The 24,023-nt window shown below is 63.5% G+C and carries 28 protein-coding genes and 1 pseudogene; 19 read left to right on the forward strand and 10 right to left on the reverse strand.

Going from position 1 to position 24,023, the window contains the following annotated elements:
• Positions 1-60 precede the first annotated feature (60 nt).
• The 9 genes and pseudogenes from NKH89_RS20210 (at position 61) to NKH89_RS20250 (ending at position 6,956) form a co-directional block, all read left to right on the forward strand.
• Positions 61-729, forward strand: a complete 669-nt coding sequence (locus NKH89_RS20210) for an NAD(P)H-dependent oxidoreductase (protein WP_352494409.1) — start codon at positions 61-63, stop codon at positions 727-729.
• A 347-nt stretch (positions 730-1,076) separates the two neighbouring features.
• Positions 1,077-1,409 carry an ArsR/SmtB family transcription factor gene (locus tag NKH89_RS20215; RefSeq protein ID WP_023722919.1) on the forward strand — a complete coding sequence of 111 codons (333 nt, stop codon included), beginning with the start codon at positions 1,077-1,079 and terminating at the stop codon, positions 1,407-1,409.
• 14 nt (positions 1,410-1,423) lie between these two features.
• Complete coding sequence (locus NKH89_RS20220; protein WP_023722920.1) at positions 1,424-1,930, forward strand: arsenate reductase ArsC; 507 nt, start codon at positions 1,424-1,426, stop codon at positions 1,928-1,930.
• A gap of 1 nt (position 1,931) precedes the next feature.
• Positions 1,932-2,618, forward strand: coding sequence for an aquaporin (locus NKH89_RS20225; protein WP_023722921.1), 687 nt, complete (start codon positions 1,932-1,934; stop codon positions 2,616-2,618).
• Positions 2,615-3,038: pseudogene (arsC, locus tag NKH89_RS20230) on the forward strand (arsenate reductase (glutaredoxin)). Before NKH89_RS20225 ends, arsC begins: the two are co-directional and overlap by 4 nt.
• Positions 3,039-3,131: 93 nt before the next feature.
• On the forward strand, positions 3,132-3,860 hold the full coding sequence (gene arsH / locus NKH89_RS20235; protein WP_502896916.1) for an arsenical resistance protein ArsH: 729 nt from the start codon (positions 3,132-3,134) through the stop codon (positions 3,858-3,860).
• A gap of 99 nt (positions 3,861-3,959) precedes the next feature.
• On the forward strand, positions 3,960-4,292 hold the full coding sequence (locus tag NKH89_RS20240; protein WP_023722924.1) for an ArsR/SmtB family transcription factor: 333 nt from the start codon (positions 3,960-3,962) through the stop codon (positions 4,290-4,292).
• A 43-nt stretch (positions 4,293-4,335) separates the two neighbouring features.
• Positions 4,336-5,718, forward strand: a complete 1,383-nt coding sequence (locus NKH89_RS20245; protein ID WP_502896917.1) for an FAD-dependent oxidoreductase — start codon at positions 4,336-4,338, stop codon at positions 5,716-5,718.
• Entirely contained in the window at positions 5,715-6,956 is a 1,242-nt protein-coding gene (locus tag NKH89_RS20250; RefSeq protein ID WP_352909645.1) for an MFS transporter, read from the forward strand. Before NKH89_RS20245 ends, NKH89_RS20250 begins: the two co-directional genes overlap by 4 nt.
• Positions 6,957-6,980: 24 nt before the next feature.
• Here NKH89_RS20250 and NKH89_RS20255 read toward each other — a convergent pair whose 3' ends face one another.
• Together NKH89_RS20255 and NKH89_RS20260 are read right to left on the reverse strand one after the other, a co-directional pair.
• Positions 6,981-7,205: a hypothetical protein gene (locus NKH89_RS20255; RefSeq protein ID WP_031195360.1), complete on the reverse strand. Its 225-nt coding sequence runs from the start codon at positions 7,203-7,205 to the stop codon at positions 6,981-6,983.
• Positions 7,206-7,435: 230 nt separating this feature from the next.
• Positions 7,436-7,801 (reverse strand): VOC family protein, encoded by a 366-nt coding sequence (locus NKH89_RS20260; RefSeq protein WP_023722928.1) that lies wholly within the window; start codon positions 7,799-7,801, stop codon positions 7,436-7,438.
• Here NKH89_RS20260 and NKH89_RS20265 point away from each other — a divergent pair.
• Positions 7,796-8,257, forward strand: coding sequence for a hypothetical protein (locus NKH89_RS20265; RefSeq protein WP_352909647.1), 462 nt, complete (start codon positions 7,796-7,798; stop codon positions 8,255-8,257). The genes NKH89_RS20260 and NKH89_RS20265 overlap by 6 nt on opposite strands.
• Before the next feature lie 44 nt (positions 8,258-8,301).
• Complete coding sequence (locus NKH89_RS20270) at positions 8,302-9,177, forward strand: sigma-70 family RNA polymerase sigma factor (RefSeq protein ID WP_031195362.1); 876 nt, start codon at positions 8,302-8,304, stop codon at positions 9,175-9,177.
• Positions 9,178-9,529: 352 nt separating this feature from the next.
• On the opposite strand, the gene NKH89_RS20275 is transcribed toward NKH89_RS20270, so the two are convergent.
• On the reverse strand, positions 9,530-10,687 hold the full coding sequence (locus tag NKH89_RS20275) for a sulfite oxidase (RefSeq protein WP_352909649.1): 1,158 nt from the start codon (positions 10,685-10,687) through the stop codon (positions 9,530-9,532).
• A gap of 539 nt (positions 10,688-11,226) precedes the next feature.
• Here NKH89_RS20275 and NKH89_RS20280 point away from each other — a divergent pair.
• From NKH89_RS20280 to NKH89_RS20290, 3 genes are all read left to right on the forward strand, one after another.
• Positions 11,227-11,859 carry a DUF1326 domain-containing protein gene (locus NKH89_RS20280; RefSeq protein ID WP_352909651.1) on the forward strand — a complete coding sequence of 211 codons (633 nt, stop codon included), beginning with the start codon at positions 11,227-11,229 and terminating at the stop codon, positions 11,857-11,859.
• 71 nt (positions 11,860-11,930) lie between these two features.
• The gene (locus NKH89_RS20285; protein WP_352909653.1) at positions 11,931-12,746 is read left to right on the forward strand and encodes a DUF2182 domain-containing protein; all 816 of its coding nucleotides are present in this window, start codon (positions 11,931-11,933) and stop codon (positions 12,744-12,746) included.
• 197 nt (positions 12,747-12,943) lie between these two features.
• Positions 12,944-14,464, forward strand: a complete 1,521-nt coding sequence (locus NKH89_RS20290; RefSeq protein WP_352909669.1) for an FAD-dependent oxidoreductase — start codon at positions 12,944-12,946, stop codon at positions 14,462-14,464.
• A 25-nt stretch (positions 14,465-14,489) separates the two neighbouring features.
• Here NKH89_RS20290 and dinB read toward each other — a convergent pair whose 3' ends face one another.
• The 3 genes from dinB to NKH89_RS20305 all read right to left on the reverse strand — a co-directional run bounded on the left by dinB (position 14,490) and on the right by NKH89_RS20305 (position 17,024).
• Positions 14,490-15,731: a DNA polymerase IV gene (dinB, locus tag NKH89_RS20295; RefSeq protein WP_352494403.1), complete on the reverse strand. Its 1,242-nt coding sequence runs from the start codon at positions 15,729-15,731 to the stop codon at positions 14,490-14,492.
• 402 nt (positions 15,732-16,133) lie between these two features.
• Positions 16,134-16,592, reverse strand: a complete 459-nt coding sequence (locus NKH89_RS20300) for a GNAT family N-acetyltransferase (RefSeq protein ID WP_023722937.1) — start codon at positions 16,590-16,592, stop codon at positions 16,134-16,136.
• 69 nt (positions 16,593-16,661) lie between these two features.
• The gene (locus tag NKH89_RS20305) at positions 16,662-17,024 is read right to left on the reverse strand and encodes a hypothetical protein (protein WP_352909655.1); all 363 of its coding nucleotides are present in this window, start codon (positions 17,022-17,024) and stop codon (positions 16,662-16,664) included.
• A gap of 179 nt (positions 17,025-17,203) precedes the next feature.
• On the opposite strand from NKH89_RS20305, the gene NKH89_RS20310 reads away from it, so the two are divergent.
• Complete coding sequence (locus tag NKH89_RS20310) at positions 17,204-17,506, forward strand: hypothetical protein (RefSeq protein ID WP_023722939.1); 303 nt, start codon at positions 17,204-17,206, stop codon at positions 17,504-17,506.
• A 222-nt stretch (positions 17,507-17,728) separates the two neighbouring features.
• Here NKH89_RS20310 and NKH89_RS20315 read toward each other — a convergent pair whose 3' ends face one another.
• Positions 17,729-18,424, reverse strand: coding sequence for an XRE family transcriptional regulator (locus tag NKH89_RS20315; RefSeq protein WP_023722940.1), 696 nt, complete (start codon positions 18,422-18,424; stop codon positions 17,729-17,731).
• 208 nt (positions 18,425-18,632) lie between these two features.
• Between NKH89_RS20315 and NKH89_RS20320 the strand changes: the two genes are divergently transcribed.
• From NKH89_RS20320 to NKH89_RS20330, 3 genes are all read left to right on the forward strand, one after another.
• Positions 18,633-18,872 carry a hypothetical protein gene (locus NKH89_RS20320; RefSeq protein WP_245278786.1) on the forward strand — a complete coding sequence of 80 codons (240 nt, stop codon included), beginning with the start codon at positions 18,633-18,635 and terminating at the stop codon, positions 18,870-18,872.
• Between the two features lie 67 nt (positions 18,873-18,939).
• Positions 18,940-19,572, forward strand: coding sequence for a GcrA cell cycle regulator (locus NKH89_RS20325; protein ID WP_352496051.1), 633 nt, complete (start codon positions 18,940-18,942; stop codon positions 19,570-19,572).
• A gap of 58 nt (positions 19,573-19,630) precedes the next feature.
• Positions 19,631-20,236, forward strand: a complete 606-nt coding sequence (locus NKH89_RS20330; RefSeq protein ID WP_352909658.1) for a DUF6456 domain-containing protein — start codon at positions 19,631-19,633, stop codon at positions 20,234-20,236.
• Positions 20,237-20,280: 44 nt separating this feature from the next.
• Here the strand turns inward: NKH89_RS20330 and NKH89_RS20335 are convergent, their stop codons facing one another.
• Together NKH89_RS20335 and NKH89_RS20340 are read right to left on the reverse strand one after the other, a co-directional pair.
• Positions 20,281-20,583, reverse strand: a complete 303-nt coding sequence (locus NKH89_RS20335; RefSeq protein WP_352457316.1) for a hypothetical protein — start codon at positions 20,581-20,583, stop codon at positions 20,281-20,283.
• A gap of 243 nt (positions 20,584-20,826) precedes the next feature.
• Entirely contained in the window at positions 20,827-21,144 is a 318-nt protein-coding gene (locus tag NKH89_RS20340; protein WP_031195373.1) for a hypothetical protein, read from the reverse strand.
• Between the two features lie 297 nt (positions 21,145-21,441).
• Here NKH89_RS20340 and NKH89_RS20345 point away from each other — a divergent pair, with 297 nt between their 5' ends.
• Entirely contained in the window at positions 21,442-21,642 is a 201-nt protein-coding gene (locus tag NKH89_RS20345) for a hypothetical protein (protein ID WP_023722946.1), read from the forward strand.
• A 251-nt stretch (positions 21,643-21,893) separates the two neighbouring features.
• On the opposite strand, the gene NKH89_RS20350 is transcribed toward NKH89_RS20345, so the two are convergent.
• Entirely contained in the window at positions 21,894-23,861 is a 1,968-nt protein-coding gene (locus NKH89_RS20350; RefSeq protein ID WP_031195376.1) for an acyltransferase family protein, read from the reverse strand.
• Positions 23,862-24,023 lie beyond the last annotated feature (162 nt).

Here is a 24,023-nt window from a genome sequence, read left to right on the forward strand (position 1 = left end):
GCATGAAAACAGCTGATCGACTATGTCTGCGGGTGGCTTGTTTGCATGCGACGCGCTTGCATGCAGCACCGCGATCCTCTGGCGACCGACCGGGCTGAGCGCAAGATGAAGGTCCTCGTCGTCTATTGCCATCCCTGCACCGACAGCTTCAACGGCGCCGTGCGCGATACGGTGCTGGAGACGCTTGCCGAAAGGGGGCATCAGGTCCACCTGCTCGATCTCCATGCGACCGGCTTCGATCCAGTCATGCGCACGCAGGAATGGCGCGGTTACCACGACAAGGCGGCGAACCTGCAACCGGTGCACGAACATGCGCAGGAGCTGATCTGGGCCGAGGCGGTCGTCTTCATTTACCCGACCTGGTGGTATGGCGTGCCGGCGATGCTGAAAGGCTGGCTGGAGCGTGTGCTGGTGCCGGGCTTCGCTTTCGAGATGCCGACCGCACGACGCGGTCCGCGGCCCAAATTGCGGCACATACGCCGGGTGGTGGCGATGACCACATGCGGTGCCACGCCGCTGATGTCGTGGATCATGGGACAGCCCGGCCGGCGAACCCTGCTGCGCGGCTTCCGCTCCGTCTGCCATCCGCTGTGCCGGACCAAATTCCTGGCGCTCTACCGGATGGACAGCGTCTCGGCCGCCGGACGCCAGGCGCATCTGCAGCGGGTCAGGAAAGCGGTTGCCGGTCTTGGCCGCGCTGATGCCATTGCCGCCACGGTGCCTGGCTGATTTGGTCGAGCGAGCCGCCGAGGGCTGCTGGCATCGCTTCGATGTGTCGGATACGATCAGTTGTACAAGTCGGCGCCGCTCCTCATCGCCCTGCCGGGCACTTCTCCCCGTATAGTGACGGGGAGAAGGGGCTGGCCGCAGCGTTGGCGTCGTTTCTGCACCGCCGATGTTTGGCGAAATCACCGATGACGAGGCCCCTCTCCCCGTCACTATACGGGGAGAGGATGCCGGCAGGCAGGTGAGGGGCAACGCAAACGCTTAGAGGGCGAATTCAAAACTGAGAGATTGCCTTGGGTCGCTGGCAGAGGCGCGTTGACTCTCTTCGCCATTTCTGGAATCCTGGAATTATGGACAAGACACTCGCCCTTTCGGCGCTTGCCGCGCTCGGCCAGGAAACCCGGCTGGACGTTTTTCGCCTTTTGGTGCGGGCTGGAGCCGACGGCGTGCCGGCGGGCGAGATCGCTTCGCGGCTCGCCGCGTTCCCGAATACGATGTCGGCCCATCTCAAGATCCTGTCGCATGCCGGCCTGGTGCGGACCGAACGGGAGGGCCGCAGCGTGCGCTATTTCGCCGATATGGCCGGCTTTCGCGATCTGCTGGCCTACCTGATGGAGGACTGCTGCAATGGCGCGCCGGAACTTTGCCAGCCTGTGATCCAGGCTGTGACCTGCAACTGCTAGAAGGGAGGTGCGCGATGAGCGAGCCATACAATGTTCTTTTTCTCTGCACCGGCAATTCGGCAAGGTCGATTCTCGCCGAGGCGATCCTGAACCGCGTCGGCGCAGGCAAGTTCAAGGCCTATTCGGCTGGATCGCATCCGAAGGGAGAGGTTCATCCTTACGCCCTTCAGCTTTTGAAAAGCCTCAACTACGACACGTCGTTCGCCCGTTCGAAAGACTGGCAAGAGTTTGCGGAGCGGGGTGCCCCAGAGATGAATTTCGTCTTCACGGTCTGCGACAATGCCGCCAACGAATCATGTCCGGTCTGGCCCGGGCAACCGATGACGGCGCATTGGGGCGTACCTGATCCTGCAGCCGTCGAAGGCACCGAGGCGGAAAAGCATCTCGCCTTCGCCGAAGCCTACCGCATGCTCAACAACCGAATTTCGATCTTTGTCAGCCTGCCGATCAATGCGGTCGACAGACTTGCGCTGCAGAAGCGCCTCGACGAGATCGGCCGCAATCTGCCGAAGGCCGGCTGAGGTGGTTCAGCTTTCCCGGCGCCTTGTTGCCGAGGCCCTCGGCACGGCTCTGCTGGTCGCCACCGTGGTCGGTTCCGGCATCATGGCTGACAGGCTGAGCAACGATGTCGCCGTCTCGCTGCTCGGCAACACCTTGCCGACCGGGGCGATCCTGGTCGTGCTCATCGCCATATTCGGGCCGATCTCCGGAGCGCACTTCAACCCGGCGGTGACGCTGGTGTTCGCGCTTCGGCGTGAAATCGAAACGAACGCAGCGCTGGCCTACGTCGCCGCCCAGATTGCCGGTGGCATCGCTGGAACGTTCCTGGCGCATGCAATGTTCGAATTGCCGATCCTGGAAGTGTCGGCGACGGTGCGGACCGGAGGCGGCCAATGGATTGCGGAGCTGGTCGCCGCCTTCGGGCTGGTCTTCACCATCCTTGCCGGCCTGCGTTCCCGCCCGGATTCTATCCCTTGGCTGGTTGGGCTCTATATCACCGCCGCCTATTGGTTCACCGCGTCGACATCCTTTGCCAATCCGGCCGTCGCCATCGCCCGAGCGTTCTCCAACACTTTTGCCGGCATCCGCCCCGCCGATCTGCCGGGCTTCATCGCCGCCGAACTTTTGGGCGCGTTGCTCGCCATGGGATTGGCAGGGTGGCTGCTCGCCCAACCGAAACCAGTCGGACAGATGAAAGCTGCGCAATGACCGTCACCATCTACCACAACCCCGATTGCGGCACCTCGCGCAACACGCTGGCCATCGTCAGGCAGTCCGGCGAGGAGCCGAAGGTGATCGAATATCTGAAAACCCCGCCGTCGCGCGAAAAGCTCGTCGAGCTGATCGCCGCAATGGGCATGACGCCGCGCCAATTGCTGCGCCAGAAGGGCACGCCCTATGCCGAACTTGGCCTGGGCGACCCGAAGTGGAGCGACGACGAGATCCTCGATTTTATGCTGGCGCATCCGATCCTGATCAACCGGCCGATCGTGGTGACGCCGCTCGGCACCATGCTCGCCCGACCCTCCGAAGCGGTGCTCGATATCCTGCCCAATCCGGATATCGGCCCCCTTCACCAAGGAGGACGGCGAGGTCGTCGTCGACGCCAGCGGCAAGCGCGTCGCCTAGAGTATTTCGACATTTCTCGAAATTTGCTTTGACGCCACGACGTATCACGCCTTTCTATTTCGATGAAACTCGAAATAAGAAAGCTTTGAAGCCATGAAACCAGTCGATCACGCAGGGTCCCTGCCAAACATAGATATGGAGCAACTCCCGGCAATCGATGCATCTGCGCTGTTCGATGTGGCCGCCTCGGCCCACAAGCCTCGGATCTTGATGCTCTACGGCTCCTTGCGGGAGCGTTCCTATTCCCGCATGGCCACTGAGGAAGCGGCACGTATCTTGACCTGGCTTGGCGCTGAAGTCCGTATCTTCAACCCTGCCGGTCTGCCGCTGCCGGATTCGGCGCCCGCCGATCACCCCAAGGTGAGAGAGCTGCGTGAGCTCTCGCTCTGGTCCGAAGGTCAGGTCTGGTGTTCGCCCGAACGTCACGGTTCAATGACCGGTATCATGAAATCGCAGATCGACTGGCTGCCATTGTCGTTGGGCTCGGTGCGTCCCACCCAGGGCCGGACGCTTGCCGTCATGCAGGTTTCCGGCGGCTCACAAAGCTTCAATGCCATCAACCAACTGCGTATCCTGGGCCGCTGGATGCGCATGTTTACGATCCCCAACCAATCGTCGGTGGCAAAGGCATTCAACGAATTCGATGCGGCCGGGCGCATGAAGCCCTCGCCCTACTACAACCGCATCGTCGACGTGATGGAGGAGCTGATGAAATTCACGCTTCTTCTGCGCGACCGGTCGGCCTATCTCACCAACCGATATTCCGAACGCGTCGAAAGCGCGGAAGAGCTTGCCAGACGGGTAAATCAGCGGTCGATTTGAGGCGGGCGGTTGGCGCAAACGAGACGGCGATTGTCCGGTTATTCGAGAATGTTCGAAATAAGCGTTGACGTCGTGGGCTCTCGGAGCTAAGGTGTTTCCATGATACTCGAAAAAGCAGCCTCGCAACTGGAAGCCCTCGGCAGCCCGACGCGGTTGCAGCTCTATCGGACGCTTGTGCGGGCGGGCGATGAAGGGCTGCCGGTCGGGCGCATCCAGGACAGGCTCGGCATCGCGGCCTCGACGCTGTCGCATCACCTCAAGCGGCTGGTCGACACCGGCCTGGTGACACAGGAGCGGCAGGCGACGACGCTGATCTGCCGGGCCAACTATCCCGCCATGAACGGGCTCATCGGATACCTCGCGGACGAATGCTGCGCCGACGCCACCTGTGCGCCGGCTTCGGTGGAAGCGACGGCCAAGACGGCGGCGTAATTTTTTGGCATTGTAATTCGAAACTACCGGAAGGACGGAAGATATGGAGATGATCGAAAGGCTTCCCGTCGCGGTGATCGGCGCCGGGCCGGTCGGCCTGGCGGCAGCGGTCCACCTCATCGCGCAAGGTATTCCTGTCAAAGTCTACGAAGCCGGCAATAGGGTTGCATCCAACCTCAGGGATTGGGGCCATGTCCGGGTGTTCACGCCTTGGCGCTATTGCGTCGATCAGGCGTCTAGAAGCCTGCTCGAGGCGCGTGGCTGGCGGATGCCGGAGCCTGAGGCATTCCCGACCGCGAACGACCTCGTCGCGGATTACCTCGAGCCGCTTGCAAAGCTTCCGCAATTGTCGCCGTCGATCGAAACCGGTGCCCGGGTCGTCGGCATCTCGCGCTGGGGCGCCGACAAGGTGCTGAGCAAGGAACGCGAAAACCGGCCGTTCATGCTGGTGATCGAAACCGCCAGTGGCACGCGGCGCGACAGCGCCCGCGCCGTCATCGATGCTTCGGGAACCTGGCAGATGCCGAACCCGCTCGGCGCCGGCGGAATTCATGCCGTAGGCGAAGCGCAATTTGCCGATCGCATCGCCTACGGCATCCCCGACATCCTCGGCCGCGACCGCCGCCTTTATGCCGGCAAGACGACGCTGGTCGCCGGCTCCGGCCATTCGGCCGCCAATGCCTTGCTGGATCTCGCCAGGCTGGCGGATATGGAGCCCGGCACGGCCTTCATCTGGACAACGCGCGGCACCGACCTGGTGCGCATCTATGGCGGCGGCGATGCCGACCAATTGCCGGCACGCGGCGAACTCGGCGCCGAAGTGCGCGAACTCGCCGAGAGCCGCGGCGTCAGACTGGTGACGGGCTTTGCAGCCGTTTCGATCCGCGATGCCGACGGCCGGCTGGTCGTCGAAGGCCAGACCAAGGACGGCTTGCAGCGGATTGGCCCGGTCGACCGCATCATCGCCGCGACCGGACAGCGCCCCGATCTGTCGCTGACGCGCGAGCTTCGGCTCGAACTCGATCCGTGGCTGGAAAGCGTCAAGGCGCTGGGACCGCTGATCGATCCCAACGAACATTCCTGCGGCGACGTGCCGCCGCACGGTCACCGCGAGCTCAGCCATCCCGAGCATGGGTTCTACACAGTCGGCATCAAGAGCTATGGCCGCGCGCCGACCTTCCTGCTGCTGACCGGGTATGAGCAGGTGCGCTCCGTCGCCGCGGCGATTGCCGGCGACATGGTTGCGGCCGACAATGTCCAGCTCGTGCTGCCCGAGACCGGCGTCTGCACCGTGCCGAGGATCGGCATTGTCGACAAGGGTTGCTGCGGCGGTCCGGCGCCGGCGGCTTCGGGCGCCTGCTGTGTCGCCGACGCCGAGGCGAAGGCGGTCGGCAAAAGCGGCTGCGGCTGCAGCGTCGCGGCATGAGCCTTCTGGCGCCTTCGCCCACCATCTTGCGCAGCCGCGGCGCGATCATCACCGCGCTTGGCCTGACGCAGATCATGGCGTGGGGGTCTTCCTACTATCTTCCCGCGGTCATCGCGCCGGCGGTCTCCTCCGATACCGGCTGGCCGCTGGCATGGGTTGTCGGCGGCCTGTCCCTCGGCTTGCTCACGGCAGGATTGATCTCGCCGCGCGTCGGGTCGTCGATCGAGCGGCATGGCGGCCGCAACGTTCTGGTGTTCAGCGCCGCATGCATCGGGCTCGGCCAGATCGGGCTGGCTCTCGCCCCTAATCTTGCGGCCTATATCGCAGCCTGGCTGGTCATCGGACTGGGCATGGGGGCTGGGCTCTACGATGCCGCTTTCGCGACGCTTGGGCGCCACTACGGCCACGGCGCGCGCTCCGCCATTACCACGCTGACGCTGTTCGGCGGTTTTGCCAGTACGATCTGCTGGCCGATTTCGGCCTGGCTTCTTGGGGAGGTCGGCTGGCGCGGCACCTGCCTGGCCTACGCTGTCTTTCAGCTGGTGATTGCGCTTCCGCTCTATCTCGTGATCCTGCCCCGCGAGGCGCCGCAACCGGCAGTCGGGCCAGGATTGCCGGTCGGGCCAGGATTGAAAGAGGTGACGCCGGCCGGCGAAGGCAATCCCGATCCGTCGATCATCATCGTTCTGGCCGCCACCCTTACGCTTGCGGCGGTGATCTCCTCGACGGTGTCGGTGCATCTGCTCACCATCCTGCAAGGCAGCGGCATGGCGCTGGCCGCGGCCGTCGGGCTCGGCGCGCTGGTCGGCCCGTCCCAGGTGGCGGCGCGCGCGATCGAGATGACCATCGCGCGCTACCACCATCCGATCCTGACCAAGTTCGCCTCGGTTACGTTTGTGGCGATCGGCGTTTCGGCGCTCTGGGCCGGCATGCCAATCATCCCGCTGGCGCTCGGCTTCTATGGCGCGGGCATCGGCCTGGAATCCATCGCGCGGGGGACGTTGCCGCTCGCGCTGTTCGGCTCGAACGGCTACGCGAAGCTGATGGGCCGCCTCGCCATGCCGAGCCTGATCGCCCAGGCGGCGGCACCCTCGGCCGGCGCATTGCTGCTGGAGCGCTTCGGCCCGCATGGGACGTTGGCCGCGCTTTCTGGTCTGGCGCTGGCCAACGTCATCCTCGCATGCGGCCTGGGCTGGCGGATGCTCCGCTGGCGGCAATCGCAGGTTCAAACCCGATAGGATTTCGACCCGCGTTCAGCGCCGTCAACTGGAGAGCGGGAGATCTTCCACGGGATCGACAAGGAAGGATGCGGCAATCAGATCGTCCGCATCGAGGCGCAGTGAGCCTTTGGCGCCGCCCATAATGGCGGCAACCTTTTGAAACGTCTTGATTTCGTGCTCGGTAATCTGGGCAGTTTGCATTCTGGATTTGAGGTCAGCGACGCGCAGCCCCAAACTGTGGGACATTCCGATTTTACGGTTCGACATGGTAAGATGCTCCTCCCCGGCCCATGTTTGTTTTGCCACCCGCCCTTATTCGCATATCCTCCGCCTGCCTAAATATGAGGCAGCGCGAATACAGCGCCCGAACGCCCGATGCAAGGGAAGGTTCCGGCGCGCAGCGGTCACGAAATAATAATACGAAGGAAGCACGGCCGATGGTCCGGCCGGAGGTAGGACTTAGGTAGGACGCCCCCCGGACAGAGGGCTCCGGTGGCTTATCGGCTGGCGAGGACCATGCGGTTGCCTTCGCTGTCGCGAAACTCCGCCACCGTGCGCCCCGGCTGCCACGGCGCCTCATGCGGATCGGTGATGATTTCGACGCCGCCCGCCTTCAACGCCGCGCTCATTGCCCCGACATTTTCGTCGACCAGCACCAATACGGGCTCCGCGCCGGGGGCGTCGTCGGCGCGCCTGATGAAATGCAGGTTCGTCACGGCATGCGGAAATGCCAGCTCGATCCAGCGCCAGCCGCCATCGCCCATCTTCTGGTCGGCCAGGACCTGACAGGCGAGATGCCTGGTGTAGAACGCCTTGGCGCGGTCCTGGTCGAATACCGGAAGCTCGGCAAACTGGATATGCATGATCGTCGCTCCTGCTTGATGGCTGCCGCGCAGCCGCCCACGCGGGAAAGACGATACGGGCAACCGAAAAGATTCTTCCACAAGGAGAATCTTTTCAGCGCAGCCGGTCGTCCTTCGTTCATACCAACCAGTCAGGAGACGACAATGGACTACGCGCTCATTCGATACGGTGTGAACCAAGCCGACCTGGAAGATAACCGCGCGCTGGTCGAAAAAGTGTTCGAAGCGCTGGGCGAGGCGGCACCGCCGACGGTGCGCTATCTCGTGCTCGAGCTGGACGACGGCTCGTTCGTCCACATCGTCGGCCAGAACGGCGATTCGTCGGCGCTGACCGGGCTTGCCGCCTTCAAGGCATTTGCGGAAAACCACGCCGAACGCCGTTCGACCCCGGCAATGCGATCGCCTGTCAAAGTCATCGGCAATTACCGTATGCTGGCGGATCAGGAAGCCGGGTAGCGCCTGCCATGCCGCTCGCGCAGAAACGGGATGCTACGCCGAAAATGAACAGGGCGACGTTGGAGGCGATGCTCGTCGGGTTGCGGCCAAGGCTGCATCGCTACTGCGCGCGCATGGCCGGCTCGGTGATCGACGGCGAGGACATCGTCCAGGAGATGCTGATCAACGCGCTGCAGGCGATCGACGGCGGTGCGATGGTCGAACGGCCGGAGCAATGGCTGTTTCGCATCGCCCACAATGCCGCGCAGGATCATCTGCGGCGGCGCAATCGGGAAAGGTCGCGCATGACCGAGGCCGACATGAGCGTCATCGAGGATCCCTCCGGCAGCGCCGACAGCCGGCTCGCCGCCCAGACCGGCCTGCGCTCCTTCATGCAGCTTTCGGTGCCGCAGCGCAGCGCCGTGATCCTGGTCGACGTGCTCGGCCTCAGCCTGCATGAGACCTGCGAGGTGACCGGCGCGACGCTCGCCGCCACCAAGGCCGCGCTGCATCGCGGGCGGGCGCAGCTCAAGCTGCTGGCGCTGCAGCCCGAGCAGGCGCTCGCGCCGAGGCTCGACGCCGATGACGAGCGCCGGCTGCGGCGCTATGTCGACCTGTTCAACGCGCGCGACTTCGACGCGGTCAGGGCACTGATCGCAGAGGACGTCCGGCTCGATGTCGTCAACCGCGTCCGCCTGCGCGGCAAGGCCCAGGCGTCGACCTATTTCGGCAATTACGATCGTATCAGCGACTGGACATTGTCGCTCGGCTTCGTCGACGGCAGGCCGGCGATCCTCATCCGCGACCCGCAAGCGGCCGACGGCGCCGTGCGCGGCTTCGTGCTGGTTGAATGGGCGGGCGAGGAGGTCATCCAGATCCGCGACTTCCGCTATGCGCCCTGGTGCCTGGTCGACGCGGAGATCAGGGCCGTGGAGAGGTGAGCAGAAGGCTGGAAATGGTGCGGAAATGGCGCGCGAAGGCGACATGGCCAAGGTTGCGCCACCGGACAAGTCTGCCATCGCCTCGATCACTAAGCTGAAGGGCTCCGCCCCCGATTTCCGGGACCGGTATCGTCGCGAAGAGGATCTACGGCCTACACCCGTCATGCTCGATATAGAGCGGTGCCAGCTTTCGGATCAGGCAGCCTCCTCCTGGGTGACCCAAACGCAAATTGTCACACGGCAGCAAGTTCTTAGACTGGTTCCGGTTCTCTGGAACCGGTAACCCGCTCTAACTATCTGTTTTGCCGCATTTATGCGGACGCCAAATGATTCCATTTGGCTGCAAAATGCGCTAGCCGATACGCACGCGGCGCGTCACCTGGCCATTGCTTTCCCAGTATGTGTGTTTCTTGGCAATCAAGGGATCGTCCATCGCCGGTTGAATTTGTCCCGTGGTGCTGACCGCGCGCGAGGTCACCGTGTGTTCTCCAGGAGAGGGATTTGCCCAATCCAGGGACCAAATTTTCCAGGCGTGTTCTGCCTCCTCACTGTGGTCAATGGTCGCTGGTGCCCAAGGCCCCTGATCGATTTGCACTTCGACCCGTTCGATCGGCGCCCCCCAGCCTGCTCCAATGATGGAGTAATCTGAATCTTTCCGGGTAACCTTCGCGGGCGCGGACTTTATCAGCGCTCGCCCGACCGAAGTCTCGGCCCATACGGTCTCGCCGTTGTGGTCCTCCTCCCGGATGGTGACATAGTCACGGGCCATCAGAAGGCTCATGAACCGCGTATCGCGAACCTCGATGCGCTTTAGCCACTTGACGTTGGCGATCCCGTACCAGCCTGGAGCAATGAGCCGTACCGGGAAGCCGTTGGCCGCCGGCAAGGCGGCTCCATTCATTTCATAGCAGAGGAGATTGTCGGGGTTCATCGCGTCGGCGAGCGACATGCTACGAGCGAAGTTCTGCTGCATCTTGACGTCGCGTATCGGGACCTCGCCTGTGTCGGTACCGAAAAAGACGACCTCGATGCCCTTCTCCAGAACACCGGCTTCCTCGAGGATCGGGGCGAGCGGCGTCCCTGCCCAACGGGCATTGCCGATGCCGCCGGTGAAAAAGGGAAACCCGTGATTGCCCGAGCACTCCACTGTGAAAACGACCTCCTGCCGCGGTCGCGCCCTGATGTCGGCGAGCGTTAACTCCAAGGGCTTCTTGACCAGGCCTCCGATCTCCATCGACCATGTCTTCTCGTCGATCGTTGGTCGGTTGAAATGCGAGATGCTGAAGAACTTGTCGTTTGGCGTTATCCAGCTGTCCAAATCCTCCCAGACAAGCTGCTTCTGGATACCCACCGGATCGGGATTTTCGGCCGGCTGATCCAGCCACCGAATAACTTCCTCGCTCGGCCGTGTTGGAAAAGCGTAAGCCCGACGCGAGGTATAGAGAGCAGCAATTGCGGCAAGAGCCGCGCTTCCTTGAACAAGAAGTTCTCTGCGCTGAAAATCAGGCATGTTGTTTACCTCCCAGTTGATCCGGAACGGGCTGCAACGTGCCTTAGGCCGTAGCCTGATCACGGATAGGCGACACAATGTGAGGTCTGCCCATCCGGAAGTATCCGGATAGGTCAGACAATCACCGACGCAAGTCAGGCATGTGAAGCGTTGGACGAAACTCTGGCTCGCGTTTCGCATGCCAAGAGTGCGCCTTTGAGAAGGAAGTGTCCACAACTTGGACGGGACATGATGATGATTGCGGCATTCCATGCCGATTTCCGGTCCTGCCAAATCCTTGCTGCTCGGATCGCTGCCGAACGCCCCTTCTGGGTCATTTCCGGACCTTGGCGGGTTGCGCTCGGAAACGCTTGTTTCGACCCACGTCTGCCGTTCCGATATCGCCCCGCCATCTCCGGGGGGTATGTTCACCCAAATTCGACAAGAAACCGCATTGGCCTGCCGCCTCTTGTCGCGATCACTCTTGGCGCCACAGGATGGCGGCACGGCCGGCGCAGGTGTATGATGATGGTCTAATACTTCGCATCAGGGAGGACAGCATGACGTCTTGGGAAATCAAGGGACGGGAACTCGTCAATTGCACCTGCGAATATGGCTGCAACTGTCAATTCAATGCGCTGCCCGACAAAGGCCATTGCCATGCGGTGGCGGGCATCGAGATTGACGAAGGTCATCATGGCGAAACCGCTCTCGACGGCCTGCAGATCGCCGCGATCTTCAAATGGCCTGGCGCGATCCACGAAGGCAATGGCGAAGCCATCGCTTTCGTCGACGAGAATGCAACCGACCGGCAGCGTGACGCGCTGCTGCGCATCATGACCGGCCAGGACACCGACCCGTTCGCGACGATGTTCGCCGTCTACGCCTCAACCGTGACAAAAATGAATGAGCCGGTTTTCACCAAGATCGATCTCGACCTCGATATCGACGGCCGCAGGGGCCGCATCTTCGTCAAGGACTACATCGAAACGGTCGGCGAACCGATTCGCAACAAGGTGACGGGCGCGGACTCGCGCGCTCAGATCGTGTTGCCGAACGGCTTCGAATATGCGGTCGCCGAGATCGGCAGCGCTTCAAGCACAACCAGCGGGCCGGTTCAGGTGAATATGAAGGACAGTTACGGCCAGTTCGCCCGGCTGCATCTCAACAATCACGGGGTGGTGCGAGCCTGACGCGCCGCATGGACGGTGGGTCGCCACTGGAACGGCTGCTCAGACGCGACCGCGTCATCACGATTGCGGGCGTGGCGGCGCTGTGCCTGCTGGGCTGGCTTTATATCGTCGCCGGTGCAGGGCTCGGCATGAATGCGTGGGAGATGACGAGGGCCGCGCTATTCCCCCACCAGCAAACCGCCGACATGACCTCCGATATGTCTGGCATGGACATGCCCGGCATGGACATGAGCGCAATAGCCACGGCGACGGAACCGCGGGTCTGGGGGGCGGCGAACTGGGCGCTGATGATCGCCATGTGGTGGGTCATGATGATCGCCATGATGTCTCCGAGCGCGGCGCCGACTGTCCTGCTCTATGCGCGCGTGCATCGCCATGCGCTCGCACAGGGCCAGATCCAGGACAAGCTCGCGCCCACCGGCGTATTCATGGCAGGCTATCTCTTGGTCTGGCTGGGGTTCTCCGTCGCGGCAGCTGCGTTGCATTGGCTGCTCGAACGCGAGGCATTCGTTACCGCGGCGACGATGAGTTCGCAGAGCCGCTGGCTTTCAGGCATCGTCCTGATCGCCGCGGGCCTGTATCAGCTCTCGCCGCTCAAGAACGCCTGCCTGTCGCATTGCAGGAAGCCGACGGCGTTCCTTTCCCGCCACTGGCGTCCCCACACACTTGGCGCGCTGCGTTTGGGCGCGCTGCACGGGGCGTTCTGTGTCGGATGCTGCTGGATGCTGATGGCGTTATTGTTCGTGGGTGGCATCATGAACCTGGTGTGGGTTGCCGGGCTCGCCATTCTGGTGCTGGTTGAAAAGGCGTTTCCTGCCGGCCAGTGGGTCGGCCGGGCAGCCGGCATCGCCCTGATCGCCTGGGGCAGCGCAACGCTTTTGGTCTGACGACCAGGGCCGCCTCGAATGTCGCATTTGCAGGAAACGATCGCTCCTGGCGCCAAGTGCACCGCCCCAGCCAGGCCGGCTCACAACGCGTCGGGGCGGACCGGCGGTGACGTCAAGCTTACGCAGGCATTCAGGCGTCGAGGAACTTTGAATCCTGGCGTCCGTTTATCCGAATGTCGAGTATGAAGGGCTCCGCCATGAATGTCGGCGACGAAAGGACTGTATCCGTTTGGGCGAGAACCGAAGTAGCGTCTGATGCGGTTCCGCTCGAGCGGAGTGAACAGGTCGATGTCGTGGTCGTCGGATCTGGCATTGTCGGACTGTCGGTCGCCTACGAACTGGCCATCGCCGGGCAAAAGGTGGCGGTGCTCGATCGCGGCCGGATCGGAAGCGGCATGACGGCCCGCACCACCGCGCACCTGTCATCGATCTGCGATGACTATTTTTCGGAACTGATCAAATTGCGCGGCGAGGAACTGGCGCGGATTTACTATCAAAGCCAGTCGGCCGCTATTGACCGTATCCAATCGATCCTGGAGGCGGAGGGTATGGCGTGTGATTTCCGCCGCCTCGACGGTTTTCTGTTTCCGGCGTCGGGCAGGAAGGAATCCGTCATCGAGCGCGAACTGGACGCCGCTCTGAAGATCGGGGTCGACGTCGAGAAAACCGCAGGCGTGCCGTTTGCAGGCTTTTCGGATGCACCGATCCTTCGCTACGCCAATCAGGCGACATTCCACCCGCTCAAATATCTCCGCGGGCTGGCTGCCGGCATCCGCGCGCACGGCGGCGCGCTTTATGCGGAGACCATCGTCGATAAGGTCGAGGAGACCGACGGCGGCGTGCGCGTAAGCACGGTCTCGGGCTTTGCCGTGTCTGCCAGGTCGGCCGTTGTCGCCACCAACTCGCCGATCAACGATCGGGTCGCGCTCCATACCAAGCAGGCGCCGTATCGGACCTACGCCATGTCGTTCGAGATCGCGCGCGACGTTTTGCCGGATGCACTCTATTGGGACACGCTGGACCCCTATCACTACGTCCGTCTGCAGCCTGGCGAAGGCAAGACCGACTTTCTGATCGTCGGTGGTGAAGACCATAAGACAGGGCAGGCCGACGACGCCGACCACCGCTTCACGGCCCTGGCGGCCTGGATCAAAAAATTGGTGCCCGATGTCGGCGCGGAAGCCAATCGATGGTCCGGGCAGGTGATGGAGACGGTCGACTATGCCGGGTTCATCGGCCGCAATCCCGGTGATCGGCGAGTCTTCGTTGCTACCGGCGATTCCGGCCAGGGCATCACCCATGGGGTCGTGGCAGGCCTGTTGATTTCGGACCTGATTCTGAAGGGGGAAAGCCCCTGGCGGGAACTTTACGAACCCTCTCGCAAGACGGTACGGGCGATCGCCGATTATCTAGCGGAGAATGCGACAGCGATCAGGAGTTTTGCCGAGTATGTCGCGCCTGGTGAAATCGATTCCGCCGACAAGCTGCGGCCGGGGCAGGGCGCCATCGTCCGCGAAGGTCTTACCAAAGTCGCGGCCTTTCGCGACGAGGACGGCACGCTCTACAAACGCTCGGCCGCATGTACCCATGTCGGCTGCCATGTCCATTGGAACTCGCTGGAACGCTGCTGGGACTGCCCCTGCCACGGCTCGCATTTTGCCTTCGATGGCACGGCTTTGAACGGGCCGGCCGTATCGCCCCTGGCTCCTGCCGGATAATCTTTTTTCGCCCCGGCCGCGCAGCTCACAATTCCTTTTCGGCGAGCTCGCGAAACGCGTCGGGAACGGACCGCGACAGTCCGAGCGCGACCGAGGCGTAGCCGACCGCCTCCCAGCCGAAGCGGTCGCGGATCTTGTCGACGGCGCGATCTGCGGTCCAGCGCGCCGCGCCCTTCCTGGTGCCGGGGCGGCGGCGGTCGTCGGCGAGCCCGAGCGGCAGTTCCAGTTGCAGGCCGGCATGCTGCTCCAGATGCGAGACAGCGATCGCCAGCAGCGAGATTGTCTTTTCGTGCGGATGGTCGATGAGCACCTTGCGCACCAGCGCCTCGGCGATCTCGGCCAGCATGGCGGTTGCCGATATCGGCTGGTCGAGCGTGATCGAGCGCGTCACCGAGCGCAGGTCGGCAAAGCGGACGCGAACCGTCACCGTGCGGCCGGGGCGGGATTTCGCCCGCAATCTTGTGGCGACCCTATCGGCCAGATGCAGCAGCGCAGGCACGAAGACCTGCTCCTCGGCCGGTTTTCGGCCGAGCGCCGATTGCGCGCCGGCCGAGCGCGCCCGGCGCTGCGTCTCCAGCTTGCGCGGATCGCGGTTCCACGCCAGCGCGTTGAGTTTTTCTCCCGCCGCCGGCCCGAGCAGGCGCTCCAGCGCGCCATCGTTGGTCTTCGCCAGCTCGCCGATGGTGTTGACGCCGATGCCGGCCAGCCGCTCCCTGGTGACCGGGCCGACACCCCACATCAGCTCGACCGGCAGGTGGTGCAGGAACTCCAGCTCGTGGCGCGGATCGACCACCACCAGCCCGTCGGGTTTTGCGACCTGTGAGGCGATCTTGGCCAGATGCTTGGTGCGGGCTACGCCGACCGAGATCGGCAGGCCGAGCTCTGCCCGCACGCGGTGGCGGATCTTGCCGGCGATCTCGGCCGGCGAGCCGAACAGGTGGGTGCAGCCGGCGACGTCGGCAAAGGCCTCGTCGATGGAAATTCGCTCGACCACCGGCGTGAAATCGCCCAGCACCTTGATTGCCGCATCGCCCAGCCGCTGATAGTCCTTGAAATGGCCGCCGACGAAAATGAGTTGCGGGCAGAGTTCCCGCGCCCGCCGTCCCGGCATGCCGCCGCGCACGCCGAACGCCTTGGCTTCATAGGATGCGGCGAGCACTACCCCGCCGCCGACGGCAATCGGCTTGCCGCGCAAGGCCGGGTCGAGCAGTTGTTCGACCGAGGCATAGAAGGCATCCAGATCCGCGTGGAGGATGTTGGCTTCCATCCGGCCCGTTCGCCCGCGGCGGTTCGAACGCCGCCTTGTCTAGAGTTTTGATGAGAACATAAAGAGAACATTGTGGGCGGATTGTCAAGCGGCGCGGAGGGCAGGTGAAGGGCAATTGTTTCAGTTTGGCGCCCTCTGTCTGCCTGCGTTCCAGCGTTGGTGGTTGGCGAAAGTCGAAGCAACATCCAATCTCCCCCCTTGCGGGGGAGATGTCCGGCAGGACAGAGGGGGGTGGGACGGATCGCCAACTTCGACTTCAGTTGTTGCCAACTCGAATCAGCCTGAGGGTTTGGCTCCGATTGGTTGACAGGTCGGAGGGACAGCACCCCCCTCTGCCCTGCCGGGCATCTCCCCGCAAGGGGGGAGATCGGCAGCTTCGCCGACGGCGCCTGCTGCAGCGACCTACAGCGCCATCTTGTAGCCGAGATGGCTGGCGGTGAAACCGAGGCGCTCGTAGAAGGTGTGCGCTTCCCGTCGACTGTTGTCCGTGGTGAGCTGAATGAGGCTGCAGCCGCGCGAACGGCACGCTTCAATCGCCCATTCGATCATCAGCTTGCCGACGCCGCGAGAGCGCCATTGCCGGGCGACGCGAACGCCTTCGATCTGGCCGCGCCAGGCGCCTTTCCTCGAAATGCCTGGAAGGAAGCTGAGTTGCAGCGTTCCGACCAATTGCCCGGCCTCGACGGCCACGGCCAGCAACTGGTTGGGATCGGCATCGATCGCGCTGAAGGCATCGAGATAGGATGGCGCGAGCGGCGTGGACGGGTCTTCCCGGTCTGCGCCGAGCGCATCGTCGGCAAGCATTGCAACGATCGCCGGCAGGTCGGGCGCCTGGGCACGACGGAATTCGATCTCGCTCATCGCGCGGAGACATACGGCGCAGTGTTGGCGATCGCAATATTCGTTTTGACTGCAAGGGGGCGCGCGTCTTCAGGCGGCCTCCAACGCCCAGAGGCGATAGCCGTAGCGGCGGAAGAAGCGGGCGAAGAGGTGCTGCTGCCTGGCGCGGGCGAGGTCGGCGCTGCGCCTTTCCTGTCGCCAGTGCGGCATGTTGCGGAACATCGACAGGAAGCGGGCGGCGTCCTCGATCGCCTCCTCGGCCGACTGCGCCGGGCGGATCGTCGCCAGGAACAAAGCGCGGCTCGGCTTCATCCGGTCGATCGCCGCCTTGCGCTGGCGATGGCCCTGGCGCGCCGTGCGGATGCCGTCCTGGCGGATGGCCGCGAAGGCGGCAAGCATGGCCGGGCTGTCGCCGGCATAACCGCAGGCCTGGGCGAACTGGGCGAGGTCCATCGTCACTCCCTTGCATTCGGTGGACGGAGCGGCCGCGGCTGCGCCGATTCCAGCTTGCATGGCATAGAAGCATAACTCAAATAAATGAACAAGTGAAACTTTCACGTTGGTGTAAGCGGAACCGACTCGACTCCGCCTCGAAAACCGATAATGTGAACAAAGCAGGAACAACGATGGGGATGGCCATGGCATTAGCGGGCAAGGAAGCGACGATCGCCGATGTCGTCTCGATTGCCGTCGAGTGCATCGATTGCGGCCGCAACAGGTGGTGGAAGCCGGCCGAGCTCAAGCGGCATGGGGTGAGGCCGGAGACACCGCTATCAGCACTTTCCGGGCGCCTGATCTGCAAGGCCTGCCGGGCCGACGGCCTGCCGGGCGCCGCCGTTTCGATCCAGGCTGCCTTCATCGACGACCGGCAGCGGGCCCGCGCCGAGGCGCGCCTGCTCAACGGTCGAGAGCTGGAGCAATCGAGGCGGGCTTGAGGGGGAGGGCGTGCTGCTCTTCCCTTCTCCCCTTGTGGGAGAAGGTGGCCGAGCGAAGATCGGTCGGATGAGGGGTGTTGGACGGATCGCTACCTTGATGGCGTAAGTGCTTAAAATCGCGTCTACATTTCCTCCGCCGCGTTCCTTCCAGCACCCTCATCCGGCTCGGCGCTGTGCGCCGATCCACCTTCTCCCACAAGGGGAGAAGGCAACAAGCGCCCGTCAATACCCCAGCAGTTCCTTGAGCGGGATGACGCGGAAGACGTTCTTGATGGCGTAGCGGTTGAAGGTCAGCGTCTTGGGCGGATTGTATTGCTCGACGATCAGCTCGGCGGCGGTGCGCTTGACCAGCTTCTTGATGAAGGCCTTGCCGTTTTGCTCGTTCTCCTCGGGCAGCGTCTCGATCACCACATGGTCGCCGGGCACGGCCTCGCGGCCGCCGCAATAGATCATCTCGCCGGGCTCGTAGCGCGGCACCATCGAATCGCTCAGCACGTGCAGCGCAAACACGTTGCGCAGATGCCGGATCCCCGGCGGCCGCTGGACATAGCCGGCCGGCTGGCCGTTGAAGGTGAAGTCGCCATCGTCGCCGCCGACGGCGGTGCCGAGAAGCTGGATGTCCATCGGCCCGGCGGGCAGGGGGCCGGGATCGGTGACGATCTCGGCATCGGCAACCGGCCCGGCATCTTCGAGGAAGACGACCTCGCCCTTGCCGAGCGCCACCGGGTCGACGCGCAGGAACGCGGCGGTCTTCAAAAGGTTCTCGGTCTTGGGCAGGTTGCGCCCGGTTTCCCAATTGCCGACGGCAGCGACGTCGGTGTCGTTGTGCTCGGCAATGTGGCGCATCACCAGGCCGCGCTGCTTGCGCGCCCGGCGGATCGCCGCCCCGACCTTGATCGACAGTGCAGTTTTCACCATGGCTCCATCTGAGGCACAAGATTCGGTTTCGTCTATGCAAGAATCACTTGCATCACGGATTGAGTTATGCTCTTATACGGCCATGCACAAGTCGCTCCGCCAGCTTTCGGTCCTCGAATCCGCCCTTCAGCGCCAAGGAGGCGGCCGCGGCAGTCATGTGCCAACCTTTTCGCCTTCCTCCTGGCTGTCCTCCTCCCCGGCCGGGACGATGCCCGAGGCTCGCGCCTCGGATCCGGCAGCGCAAGCGGCCGGAACGGCCGGAGCCGTTCCCCTCACGGCTCCGGCCACGAATTGCCTGCCGGCCGGCAATGCGGATGCCGCAGTTTCCTGCATCCGCACCGAAGACGGCACGGTCATCGCCTTCGACAAGCGGGCGGGCAAGGCAGTCTCCGGCGCAACAAGGCAGGCGGCCGGGATGAAGCTCGATAGCAGGCCACGCGAGGGCTGACCGGCTTTCGAGCCTGAGGCCGGCGAAGCCGGCGCCACACAACCACCTTTGCAGGGAATAAAACGTCATGGCCGCCCGCTATTCCCCCTCCGAATTGGAACAAATCGAGAACTGGCTGATGAGTGGGCTGTCGGCCGCGAAGATCGCCGCCCGGCTGAGTGCGCAGCGCGGCCGCCCGGCCTCGCGCGCGGCGATCATCGGCATCGTCCACCGCACCGCCCGTCTGCACGCCATCGGCCTTGCCAGATCCAAGGGCTGGTGTAGCGGACGGTCGGGCGGCCGGCATGGAAAATCGGCGCCAGAGCCGTCGAACCCCGCCGGCCAGGCAGGGGCAGTACCGGCCGAGCACCACTGCCGCCCGGCAAGGCTGTCGGCCAGGCTGGCGCCGCCGGCCTGGCAGCCGGGTCCGGTTCGGATCACGGGGTCCGATGGCGAGCCGCTCGAAATGCCGGCGCCGCGCCCGATCGCCGCCGGCGGCCGCCAGCCGCACTTCGTCGCCATGCGCTTCATCGATTGCCTGTTCGACCGCTGCCGCGCGCCGCTCGACACGACGCCGCAGGAGGATGCGGGAAACGACGCCCCCGGCAGCCGCCCCGGTTTGGACATGCTGTGCTGCGGGCTGCGCACAAGGCCTTCGAAAAGCTACTGCGCCTATCACGCGGCGCGCTTCCTGCGCACGCTGCCGGCCAAAGCTATTTGAGCCCCGCTGGATACGGAAATTCGCCAGAGCCCGACGACAGACCAGGAGGACAGAGCCGATGAGCAACAAAACCGCCCAAAAGACCAAAGCCAGGCTACCGCGATTGCCGAAGGGCGAGGCCGAGCAGGTGCGCATCCGCAAGGAGATCGGCCATGATTTCGCGCTGCAGGACGACCGGTTCGGCCGCAAGCGGCTGGCCAAGGGAACGCAGGAGGCGGCGCGCCTCTATGAGGTTTCCAATGACGGCCACACCGCGACCGGCGGCATCGTGCGGGTGCGCAATGTCGACCCGCTGACCGGCCTCACCTCGTTGTCGCGCCAGCAACGCGAGGCAGGCATGCGCTACCGCCAGGATTTCCGCAACTCGTCGGAGGCAAGCGCCCAGCCGATGGCCTGGGCCGAGCGCGTCGACGGCGGCCGCACTGGCAGCGGTGTCGCCGATCACATCCTGTCCGCCGGCCGCGACCATGCCGAGGCCACGAGGGCGCTTGCCCATTGGGAGATCGCCGGCATCGTGCAAAAGGTCTGCTGTGCCGACGCAACGGTGAAGAGCCTGGCCGAACAGGCCGGCGAGCCGCGCGACGTGGTGGTGAAACTACTCAAGATCGGGCTCGACATTTTGGCCGTGCACTACGGCATGATGCTGATGCGCAAGCCGCGGTGAGGAGCTCCACCGATCCGGCCGGCACTGCCGGCCGGATCGATCCGTCAACGACGGCAGACACGGATTCTTTCGATAACCCGGTGGTGATGACGCCAGTGCTTGACGACTTCCGTGTGGCAGCGCCGGTGATACCGGTAGCGTGGCCTGTAGTCCTCGTCATAGACGTCATAGCGGTAACGGGGGACGTACTCATCGTCGTAATCGGAATACCGATGATGGCGATAATAATAGTCGTCGTCATAGCCGTTGCCGATGCCGATCGTGACACTACCGCCGGCATTGGCCGGGCCGATCACGGAAGCCGCCGAGGCGATGGCGATCACCGAGGCAAGCAGGAGCTTCTTCATAGCTACCTCCTTCTTTAACGTCCCTCTAATAGAAAAACCCCCGAGGGGCAGGCTCGTTCCACAAATTTGCAAGATGCCACGAACCGAGAGCCCCAAATTAGCGCCGGCGGGGGCGAAAACGCGTCTGGCTGTGCGCCAGGGTGGGGCCGCCGACGCAAGCCCCGAGCGGGTTGTGGTCCGCGCCCTATGTATCCCGTCAAACAGCGACAAATTGGCCAGCGCCAGTCCCGTCACCTTGCCGATCTACAGAACATGGCCCAGTTCCAGCAAAACGAAAGCCGTCGCGCCCAGCACAGCGAGGGCGTAGGCCGCATAAAGAACAAGCAGCATCACCTCAAAGTCCCGGACGAAACTTGCGGCAATCCTGGTCTCCTGAGGTTCCGCTTTCTCGATGCCGTCGGTTTCCAGCTGCTCCGTTGCCACGACGAGGCAGACGATCCTGTCGTTTTCGGCCGCCTGTAATATTCGTTCGGTCAAATCGACGGCAATCACTGGATCATCGGCCAACTGATCTCGCGATAGCCAGCTTTCAGTGACAGTCTGGATTTCACGCTTTTTCACGCATGCATAATTGCGCCAACTAAATTAGGTTCCACTAAAATACATGGAATGCATCGACCCAATCGCGATGTGATGAGGCGTGGCCCTCCTGGGCGGCGAAACTCCCGCCTGAGGCCCGCATTTGCCGACCGTCGAGGCGAATCTCGATCCGCATCCTCCGATCAAAGGGCGCCGGCTTCTTCATAGGCTGCTACGGTGCGCCATTGCTGGTAGGTCGCAATGCCAAAGCAGCCAAACTCTCATATCGCGAACGCAGCGCCGACGTCTTCAGTGCCGACCGGTTATGACGAAGATCGCATGCTTACTTACATCAGGCTGCTCGACGCGTCGGCTGAAGGGACCGATTGGCGTGAGGTCGCCCGCATCGTTCTGCACATTGATCCGGAGCAGGAGCCGGACAGGGCTTTCCGGGCGTGGGCGACACATCTGGCGCGTGCACGATGGATAACCAGGAAGCGGAACGAGTTGCGCCAATTGCATGATGAGTGGTGGGGATGAGCACCATCTAAGCGGAACCGCCATCCCGGTCTGGCCGTTGAGGGAGGAGGCCAACATGGAAAAGCGACCAATGACTTCTTGGCGAGCCAATACTTTCGAGCTGTGCTGCCTTCTTGCAGTTCCGCTGTCGCTTATCCTTACGGTTTTCCTGGCGGGTCTCATCCTTAGCTAACCCCGCATGGTTGCCGTGTCGGTCAACGTGGCACCAAAGCCCGCCTGAAGGATTTCGGAGGGAAAGGCTGCCGGCGCCGTTACTTCACAGCCGCTGCCATCACATCCGAAAACAGCGCCCGCTCCACCGCCGGCTCCAGCGTCTCGGCAAAAGGCGTTGCCAGATGGTGGCGGTCGCGGAAGGCGAGTTTGCCGTCGATGAAGACGTGGCAGGTGGTCTGGTCGCAGAAGCGGTCGGTCATGTCGATATAGCTGGCGTTGGGTGTCGAGCGCACGATGTCGCGCTCGATCGTGGCGATGTCGTCATTTGCCGCCATGATCCTCGGCGTATCGCATGTCGCGGGCGTCTGTCCCCGCCACAGCGCCCGCGCCACGCATTTGTCGGCGTAGCTTGCATTGTAGGGCACGTCCCTGATGACCGCGACCTTGATGCCGGCCTGGCTGAATGCTTGAAGCGTCCAGGTCAGGCCCGTCCGCCACTGCTCTTGCCAATCGGCGTGCTTTAACTCCTCGGGCGATTCCTTGATCACATTGCCGATCGAGAATTCCGAGATCACCACCAGTTGCGGATTGAGCGCGATGATGTCCTTGACCGACTGCTGGCGCCATTGGTCGCACTCGGTGTAGTCGCGCTTCAGCCGCCAATTCCAGGTCGTCACCCGCGAAGCCCGGCAGGAGGATTTGAGAAAGGTGACGACGCGAAAGTTGTTCTTCTCGGCCGCCTTGATCAGCGGCGTCGACCAATGGTCGGCATGCGAGTCGCCGAACAGCACGACCGAGCGCTGGGCGTCCTTGCGGCCGAACATGCAGGGTTTCGGCTTGACGGTCTCGAAATCGAGCACGCAGCCGCCGTCGCTCGCGCGCACGGTGGAGAGCTGCGCGGCGCTGTCGGCGATGACGTGCTGTTCGGGGCTGAGATTGTGCTCGGCAAAGCGCGCATTGCCATAGGCCGCGACCACGCCGGCGCCGGTCAGCGCGACGGCGGGCACCAGCGCCCGCGCCGCTCCGGCCATCAGCCAGCCGTTGCGGCGGATCGGGTTCTCGATGAAATGATAGGTGAACATCGACAGAAGCAGCGTCAGCGCCGCGCAGGCAAGCCGGTCAAGCGTGGACAGGTTGGGAACCATCATCGCCGCATAGACGATGACCGGCCAATGCCAGAGGTAGAGCGAATAGGAAAGCCGGCCCAGCCATTGCAGGGGCGCCAGCGCCAGCACGGCGCTTGGCAGGTTGCGGCCGCTGCCGCTGAGCAGCAGCAGCACGGTGCCGGCGACAGGCGCCAGCGCATTCACCCCGGGAAAGGGCGAGTCTTCGTCCAGCATCAGATAGGCCCACGCGATCAGCGCCAGCCCGAGGCATGCCTGGAGGGTGGCCAGCAGCGGCCGGTCGCGCCAGATCCTTGCTGGCGCCATGGTGGCGAGGCCGCCGGCGGCGAATTCCCAGGCCCTGAGCGGCGAGAAGTAAAAGGCCCAAGGCTGCGACACTTCGGTCAGCCAGGCGCAGGCGGCGAAGGAGGCTAGGCCTGCGACGCCGATGACGATTATAGCGGTGCGCTTGCCTGGGCGCAGCCATGCGGCGGCAAGAAGCAGCGCCGGCCATGCCAGGTAGAACTGTTCCTCGACCGAGAGCGACCAGAAGTGGATGAAAGGGTTGTTGGTGGCGTCGGCGGCGAAATAGTCAAACGACCAGCGGATCAGCCAGAGGTTGATCATGTAGGCGGAGGCGAACATGGCGCCTTTCGAATAGAGCGCCTGTTCCTCCGGCGACAGGATGAAATAACCCGCGAACAGCGTGGCGAGGATGACGAACAGTGCCGCCGGCAACAGGCGCCGGGCGCGCCGGGCGTAGAAGCGCCAGAGATTCAGCCGCCCGGTTTCGGTGATTTCCGTAACCAGGTGTTTTGTAATCAGGTAGCCGGAGATGACGAAGAAGATGTCGACGCCGGCAAAGCCGCCGGGCAGACCGGAGAGACCAAAATGAAAGGCAATGACACCCGCCACCGCCAGCGCGCGCAGCCCTTCGATGTCAGGCCGAAATGATGCCGACACAGTCACCTCGTGCAAGGAATACCCACCTCGCAGAGGCTCGACCCGATGCGCTGATATTGCAATGCAACAAATCTAACGCAGTGCAACATAGGGGGAGGGCGCGGCTCCTCCAACTCCTGGCGTGGGCGATTCACTCACATGAGCGGTTCAGTCATGAGAGCG

The organism is Mesorhizobium sp. M0923 (assembly GCF_040319365.1).
Classification (GTDB): Bacteria; Pseudomonadota; Alphaproteobacteria; order Rhizobiales; family Rhizobiaceae; genus Mesorhizobium.